This window comes from Streptomyces sp. x-80 (genome assembly GCF_046549095.1).
GTDB lineage: Bacteria > Actinomycetota > Actinomycetes > Streptomycetales > Streptomycetaceae > Streptomyces > Streptomyces celluloflavus.
In genome coordinates this window covers 290,524-297,982 of the sequence record NZ_JAJPWM010000012.1, presented here as the reverse complement: position 1 = coordinate 297,982, position 7,459 = coordinate 290,524, and the positions used below count along the sequence as shown (strand labels likewise).

Below are 7,459 nucleotides of genomic sequence, written 5' to 3'. Positions count from 1 at the left end.
GTGATCCGTTCGGAGCCGTGGACGAGCGCGGGGTGGTCGGGGCGCCGCTCGGCGGACTCCGCCAGTACGGACGCGGCTGTCAGTGTCATGCCGCACCGCTGTGCTGTGCGGCCAGCGTCCGCTTGTCCGGCTTGCCGGCACCGGTGAGGGGCAGCGCGTCGCGGAACGTCACCACGGCCGGTACATGCTTCGGGGACAGCTCGGCAGCGACGTGACCGATCAGCGTCCCGGAGTCGGCGGTGCCGCCCGGCCGCACCACGACGGCGGCGTGGATGTGCTCCACGCGGTCGTCGTCGACCACGCAGTACACCGCGGCCTGGGCGACGTCCGGATGGGTCAGCAGCGTGTTCTCCACATCCGTGGGATGGACCTTGATGCCGTTGGTCTTCATCACCTCGCCCAGCCGGCCGTGCAGGCGCAGGCAGTTGTTCTCGTCGACGGAGCCGAGGTCGCCGGTGTGCACCCAGCCGTTGTGGACGGTCGCGGCGGTCAGCTCCGGTTCGCCCCAGTAGCCGAGCATGGTGAACGGGCTCCGCACGCACACCTCGCCGATCTCGCCGGGCGGGACGTCACGGTCGTCGTCCAGGTCGCGGATGCGTACCTCCGCGGACAGGCGTCCGACGGTCCGGCGGAGTTCCGGGTCGAGGTGGTCCGGCGGGGTCAGGACGCTGATGGGGCTGGTCTCCGTGGTCCCGTAGATCTGGAGCAGTACCGGGCCGAACACCTCTACCGCCTCGGCCAGTCGGGCGGGGGCCGCGGGGGAGCCGGCGTAGGTGATGACCCTGATGCTCGACCGGTCGGTGGTGGCGGTGTCGGGGTGGTCGATCAGCATGTACAGCTGCGGCGGGGTGATCGTCAGCGCGGTGACACGGTGCTGTGCCACGGCCCGCAGTACTTCGCCCGCCTCGAACCCGTCGTGGAGGACGACCGTTCCGCCGGAGGCGAGCGCGAGGTCGACGACGGAGCCGCTGGAGTTGCTCACCGGCAGGGTCGACAGGTAGACGGTGGGTTCCGGGGACCGGAGGCCCACCTGGAGTCCCACCTGGAGGTAGCGGCTGCGGACGCGGTACGGCATCGCGACACCCTTGGGACGGCCGCTGGTACCGCTGGTGCAGATCACCACGGCCGGCTGTTCGGGGTCGGCCTCGACGGCGCCGAGGTCGAAGGCGTCCGGGTCGCCCGACGAGAGGTCCAGGACATCGGGACCGAGGGTGCCGAGCGCGGCGAGCCGCGGTGGCTCGGGCAGCCGGTCGCACAGCTCGCGGGCCGCGTCGACGTTCTCCTTGTCGACGGCGAGGAAGGCCGCCCCGGTCCTGCCGAGGATCTCCTGCCGGGCGGCGGCGGCCAGCTGGTCGGTGGGATCCACCGCGTTCGTGGAGTGCAAATGGACCAGGGTGGCCCCGGCGAGGTTGGCCGCGTAGCGGAGGATGATGGTCGCCGGGCTGTTGGTGACGGTCAGCACCGCCACAACCGGATTCTTGTCTTCCGTAAAGTGTCGGCGCAGGAGTTCCGCCGCCGTGAGAACCGCCCTGGAGAACCGGCCCGCGGTGAACTCCTCGCCCTTCCACCACAGGGCAATCCGGTCGGGATCGGACGCCAACGCCTCAAGCACCCGGCGGGCGTAATTCTCGTTCGAAGACATCGGAACTCCACTTCGCCGACCTGTTTATCGGTCGGTGCAGGGTTACATGATCGTGAGAGCGTGGCAACGGATTCTGAGTGGCAGTCAGATGACGCTGAGCAAACCGAGTTGCCATTGATGGCTTTCGAATGACCGGCAGTCTCGGGTGTATTGATGCCGACCGCGGCCGATGGTATACAGATGTCAATTCCGCGCCCCTCCTCTGAATCGAGGACGGCAAAGCCACGTGATTCCCCGCGCGATTCCGTCAGTGACGCGTTCGCGCCGGGGGCGAGCAGAATCCAGCCGCAGTCGTGCGGTTTCAGCCAGTTATACGTAGTTGCCCGTGGCTTCAGACGGCCTGAAACGAAGCGAGTAGACGTGACGATCCAACACCTGGACCTCTTTGCACGCCTCATCGAAGGCTCCGACGGGGGAAAGCGGGAGTTTCTGGAGATAGGACGGCTCGCCGGGAGCTTCCCCGCGGCCAGCGTGCGCGGCAGTGGACACCTGGCCGACCCGGACAGCATCAGCGTCTGGTGCAGCAACGACTACCTCGGCATGGGCCAGCATCCCGCGGTGCTCGAAGCCATGAAGGAGGCGGTCGACAAGTACGGCGCCGGCGCCGGCGGCTCACGCAACATCGGCGGCACCAACCACTACCACGTGCTGCTGGAGAAGGAGCTCGCCGCGCTCCACGGCAAGGACGACGCCCTGCTGTTCACCTCCGGCTACACCGCCAACGACGGTGCGCTGTCCGTCATCGCCGGCCGCATGGAGGGGTGTGTCGTCTTCTCCGACGCCCTCAACCACGCGTCCCTCATCGACGGCCTGCGCCACAGCCGCGCCCAGAAGCAGATCTTCCGCCACAACGACACCGCTCACCTGGAAGAACTGATAGCGGCGGCCGACCCGGACGCCCCCAAGCTCATCGTCGCCGAGTCCGTGTACTCGATGAACGGCGACATCGCCCCGCTGCCCGAACTCGCCGACATCGCCAAGCGCCACGGCGCGATGACGTACCTCGACGAGGTGCACGCGGTGGGCATGTACGGCCCGGAAGGCGCCGGCATCGCGGCCCGGGAGGGCATCGCCGGCGACTTCACCGTCATCATGGGCACCCTGGCCAAGGGCTTCGGCACCACCGGCGGTTACATCGCCGGCCCCGCCGAAGTCATCGAGGCGGTGCGGATGTTCTCCCGCTCCTTCATCTTCACCACCGCGCTGCCGCCCGCCGTGGCCGCCGGCGCCCTGGCCGCCGTACGCCATCTGCGGTCCTCCGATGCCGAGCGGGAACAGCTGTGGTCGAACGCGCAGTTGATGCACCGGCTGCTGAACGAGCGTGGCATTCCCTTCATTTCGGACCAGACGCATATCGTGTCCGTCCTGGTGAGGGACGAGGCCGTGTGCAAGCGGATGTCCACGCTGCTGCTCGACCGGCACGGGATCTACGTGCAGGCGATCAACGCGCCGAGCGTGCGGGTCGGCGAGGAGATCCTGCGGGTCGCCCCCGGAGCCGTGCACACCGCCGACGACGTACGCGGATTCGTCGACGCCCTGGACCAGGTCTGGGAGGAAGCGGGCTCCGCCCGCGTGCCGGCGACCCCGGCCGCTCCGAGCCGTTGATCCCGGTCACCGAATGAGGCGTCCCCCGGAGTGTGGACACAGGGGCTCGTGCCGCGATTGTCGGCCGGCCCACTCCGATCGAGGGTTCACGTTGCGGAAGTACCCCCACTTCCCGCACCGGGCTGGTGTACGGGGCACCGCCGCCATCGACGCGATCTTCGCGTAGCCCCGGCGGGACGGCAGTCCGCCTGGCCGCGGCCTGTAGGAGCCCGCCGGAGGCGCAAAGTCCCAGAGACGTCCCACGGATGCCGTCGCACCCCTTCCCGGCCTGCTTCACGGCAGGTCAGGAAGGGGCGCGGCGGGCCCGCCCCTCAGATGTCCCGGAAGATCTCGATCTGCGCCCCGATCGAGTTGAGGCGCTCCGCCAGGTCCTCGTAACCCCGGTTGATGACATAGACGTTGCGCAGGACGGACGTGCCCTCGGCGGCCATCATCGCGAGCAGGACGACGACGGCCGGGCGCAGGGCCGGGGGGCACATCATTTCCGCGGAGCGCCAGCGGGTCGAGCCGTCGACCAGGACGCGGTGCGGGTCGAGGAGTTTGACCTGGGCGCCGAGGCGGTTGAGGTCGGTGAGGTAGATGGCGCGGTTGTCGTAGACCCAGTCGTGGATGAGGGTCTGGCCCTCGGCGCTGGCCGCGATGGCCGCGAAGAACGGGACGTTGTCGATGTTCAGGCCCGGGAACGGCATCGGGTGGATCTTGTCCAGCGGGGCCTGGAGCTTGGAGGGGCGGACGGTCAGGTCGATCAGCCGGGTGCGGCCGTTGTCGGCGGCGTACTCCGTGCTGCGCTCGTGGTCCAGGCCCATTTCCTCCAGGACCGCGAGCTCGATCTCCAGGAATTCCACCGGGACCCGGCGGATCGTCAGCTCCGACTCGGTGACAACGGCCGCCGCCAGCAGGCTCATCGCCTCGACCGGATCCTCCGACGGGGCGTAGTCCACATCGCGGTCGATGCGCGCGACGCCGTGCACGGTGAGCGTGGTGGTGCCGATGCCCTCGACCTTGACGCCCAACTCCTCCAGGAAGAAGCAGAGATCCTGGACCATGTAGTTGGAGGAGGCGTTGCGGATGACCGTGACGCCGTCGTGCCGGGCCGCGGCCAGCAGGGCGTTCTCGGTGACGGTGTCGCCGCGTTCGGTCAGGACGATCGCGCGCTTGGGGGAGACGTCGCGGTCGACCTCGGCGAGATAGGTGCCGTCGGTCGCGGTGACCTCCAGGCCGAAGTGGCGCAGCGCCGTCATGTGCGGGGTCACGGTGCGGGTGCCGAGGTCGCAGCCGCCGGCGTACGGCAGCTTGAAGCGGTCCATCCGGTGCAGCAGCGGGCCGAGGAACATGATGACGCTGCGGGTGCGGCGGGCCGCCTCGGTGTCCATCGCGGCGAGGTTCAGCTCGGCCGGCGGGACGATCTCCAGGTCGTTGCCGTCGTTGATCCACCGGGTGCGGACACCGATGCTGCCGAGCACTTCGAGGATGCGGTAGACCTCCTCGATACGGGCCACCCGGCGCAGAGTTGTCCGGCCCGCGTTCAGAAGCGTGGCGCACAGCAGCGCGACGCAGGCGTTCTTGCTCGTCTTCACGGCGATGCTGCCGGAGAGCCGGCGGCCGCCGACCACGCGCAGATGCATCGGACCGGCATAGCCGAGCGAGACGATCTCACTGTCCAGGGCCTCGCCGATACGGGCAATCATCTCAAGGCTGATGTTCTGGTTGCCGCGTTCGATGCGGTTCACCGCACTCTGGCTGGTGCCGAGCGCCTCGGCGAGCTGCGTCTGTGTCCAGCCCCGGTGCTGCCGGGCGTCACGGATGAGCTTGCCGATGCGTACGAGGTAGTCGTCTGCCATGGGGCGACCGTATCTCAGATATGAGATGCATGCGCAATCGCCCATTGTTCTAGTACCATGCGAACAATTGGAGGTAGTCATGAACTCTTCCCTGCGTGCCGATCGGCCTGCAACCAGCCCTCCGCGGGCCTGGGTTGTCGTGCTTCCCTTCGTCCTCGCGGTAGTTGTGCTCGGCGGCGTCTACGCGGCCGTGGCCGGCCGGCTGCCCGAGCACCTCGCCACCCACTTCGGTCCCAACGGCCAGGCCGACGGCTACACATCGCCCGGCGGGTACCTGATCCTGAGTATCGCCCCGCTCGCCGTCTTCGGCATCGCGTTCGCCGTGCTCGGCCGCCGGCCCGGCGCCGGCCCGGCGGCCCGCTGGCAGCCCGTCGTCGGATACGCCATGGCCGCCGGGCTCGCGTACTTGACGGGTGCGACGCTGCTCTGCAATGCCGGGGTCCCGGACGCCGCGGCGGTCCGCCTTCCGTACTGGCACCTGGCCGTGGCGCTCGCCGTCGCCCTGCTGGCCGGCGGGGTGGGACGGCTGCTCGCCGGACCGGGTACCCGGTCCGCGCACCGGGCGCCCGGCAGCGAGCCCCGGCTCGACCTCCCCGGCGGGAGTCGAGCGAGCTGGTCGCACACCGTCAGCTCACCACTGATGGCAGCGGTGAGCATCCCGGTGTGCGGCGCCGGGCTGGTCCTGGGTTTCACCGACAACCGGCTCCCCGGCGCCGTACTGCTGGCCGCCGCCGTCGTGACCGGCGCCCTCGCCTCGGTACGGGTGACGGTGGACCGGCGGGGCCTGGCCCTCGCGCCGACGCTGCTGCCGTACCCTTTCCGGCGCATACCCCTGCACCGCATCGTGGCGGCCACCAGCCGCGAGGTCGTGATCGCCACGGAGTTCGGCGGGTGGGGCTACCGGGTCCAGCCCGGCCGGAGCGGCCTTGTGCTCCGTTCGGGTGAGGGAGTCGTGCTCCGGCTGACGAGCGACAGGGAATTCGTGGTGACGGTCGACGACGCGGCGACCGCCGTCGCACTGCTCAACACGTACCTGGACCGCGCACGTTCGAAGTAGGGAGACCGAGGTGCTGATCCAGGTGGACCCCGCCTCCTCCGTGCCCCTCGGGGACCAGGTCGCGGCCTCCATCCGTGGCGCCATCGCCGACGGCTCGGTACAGGCCGGGGAACGGCTGCCCGCCGCCCGCGCGCTCGCCGCTTCCCTCGGCGTGAACGTGCACACGGTGCTGCGCGGCTACCAGCGGCTCAAGGAGGAGGGGCTGATCGAACTCCGCCGCGGACGCGGCGCGATGATCACCGGCACCGCGTCCCCAGGCCGCGCCCGCCTCGGTGAGGCCGCCGAGCGGCTGATCACCGAGGCGCGCAGGCTGGGACTGTCGGACGAGGAGATCGTGACGCTGGTGCGGGAGGGACTGGTGACCCCGTGAGGGGGCGGCGCCGGTGACGGTGGTGCGGTGTGGTGAGGGCGCGGTGCGGTCAGGGAGGGCACGGCGCGGTCAGAACGGATCGGGCGGGCCCGTCAGGGACGTACCGGCGTCCAGATAGCGGATGACCTGGGCCGGGTTGCCGACCGCCAGCACCCCCGGCGGCAGATCCTTGGTGACCACCGATCCGGCACCGACCACGGTGTTCTCGCCGATCGTCACCCCGGGACAGACGATCACCCCGCCGCCGAGCCAGACGTTGTCGCCGATCGTCACCGGCTCCGCCTTCTCCCAGCCGGCCCGCCGCCGGTCCGCGTCCAACTCGTGGAGCGGTGTGAGCAGTTGCACATTCGGTCCGATCTGTACGTCGGCGCCGACGGTGATGGGCGCCGCGTCCAGGAAGACCGCGCCGAAGTTCACGAAGGTACGGGGCCCGACACTGATGTACCGCCCGTAGTCGCAGTGGAACGGCGGCCGGATCCGCACCCCCTCGCCCACCGCGCCGAGCAGCTGCGCCAGGATCCCGGTGCGCTCGGCGGCCGTGCGCGCCCCGGGCGCGTTGTACGTCCCGCAGAGCTCGATGCGGCGCTCGGTGTCCGCGGCGAGCTCGGGATCGTCGGGGAGGTACCACTCGCCGGCGAGCATGCGCTGTTTGTTCTCACCCATTGCCGTCACCTGCCGCTGCTGTCACTGGTCTGTGCCATGTGTCGCCGACCCTGGTTGTTGGTCATCGGCCATCGGTCCTTGTCATCGACCCTTGTCGTTGTCGCTCGCCGTTGTCAACCGAAGCGCTGGTGTCGCGGCGGTGAGCGTCACCCGCCCGTGTCGCGCAGGCCCCGTCCGCACGTATGCCGTCACGGACGGCCACCGCTCCCAGGTGCCGCTCCTGCGCGCTCCTCCCGTTTCCCGTTCCCGCCGAGGGTGGGGCGGGCCCCGGGGCAGACGCC

The 7,459-nt window shown here is 69.9% G+C and carries 6 protein-coding genes; 3 read left to right on the top strand and 3 right to left on the bottom strand.

Annotated features, from left to right (window positions below; genetic code table 11):
* Positions 1–85: 85 nt before the first annotated feature.
* Positions 86–1,642, bottom strand: a complete 1,557-nt coding sequence (locus ACLJWH_RS25185) for a class I adenylate-forming enzyme family protein (protein ID WP_411144005.1) — start codon at positions 1,640–1,642, stop codon at positions 86–88.
* Between the two features lie 360 nt (positions 1,643–2,002).
* On the opposite strand from ACLJWH_RS25185, the gene hemA reads away from it, so the two are divergent.
* A complete protein-coding gene (gene hemA / locus ACLJWH_RS25180; RefSeq protein WP_411144004.1) occupies positions 2,003–3,247 on the top strand; it encodes a 5-aminolevulinate synthase in 1,245 nt (414 codons plus the stop codon).
* Between the two features lie 311 nt (positions 3,248–3,558).
* On the opposite strand, the gene ACLJWH_RS25175 is transcribed toward hemA, so the two are convergent.
* Positions 3,559–5,088, bottom strand: coding sequence for a helix-turn-helix domain-containing protein (locus ACLJWH_RS25175; RefSeq protein ID WP_411144003.1), 1,530 nt, complete (start codon positions 5,086–5,088; stop codon positions 3,559–3,561).
* 79 nt (positions 5,089–5,167) lie between these two features.
* Between ACLJWH_RS25175 and ACLJWH_RS25170 the strand changes: the two genes are divergently transcribed.
* Positions 5,168–6,145, top strand: a complete 978-nt coding sequence (locus tag ACLJWH_RS25170; protein ID WP_411144002.1) for a DUF1648 domain-containing protein — start codon at positions 5,168–5,170, stop codon at positions 6,143–6,145.
* Positions 6,146–6,155: 10 nt separating this feature from the next.
* A complete protein-coding gene (locus ACLJWH_RS25165; RefSeq protein WP_411144001.1) occupies positions 6,156–6,515 on the top strand; it encodes a GntR family transcriptional regulator in 360 nt (119 codons plus the stop codon).
* 69 nt (positions 6,516–6,584) lie between these two features.
* On the opposite strand, the gene ACLJWH_RS25160 is transcribed toward ACLJWH_RS25165, so the two are convergent.
* On the bottom strand, positions 6,585–7,178 hold the full coding sequence (locus tag ACLJWH_RS25160) for a sugar O-acetyltransferase (protein WP_411144000.1): 594 nt from the start codon (positions 7,176–7,178) through the stop codon (positions 6,585–6,587).
* Positions 7,179–7,459 lie beyond the last annotated feature (281 nt).

Coding starts and splice junctions, on each gene's coding strand:
- ACLJWH_RS25185 (WP_411144005.1), bottom strand. CDS start 1,642: ATGTCTTCGAACGAGAATTACGCCCGCCGGGTGCTTGAGGCGTTGGCG.
- ACLJWH_RS25160 (WP_411144000.1), bottom strand. CDS start 7,178: ATGGGTGAGAACAAACAGCGCATGCTCGCCGGCGAGTGGTACCTCCCC.
- ACLJWH_RS25170 (WP_411144002.1), top strand. CDS start 5,168: ATGAACTCTTCCCTGCGTGCCGATCGGCCTGCAACCAGCCCTCCGCGG.
- ACLJWH_RS25175 (WP_411144003.1), bottom strand. CDS start 5,088: ATGGCAGACGACTACCTCGTACGCATCGGCAAGCTCATCCGTGACGCC.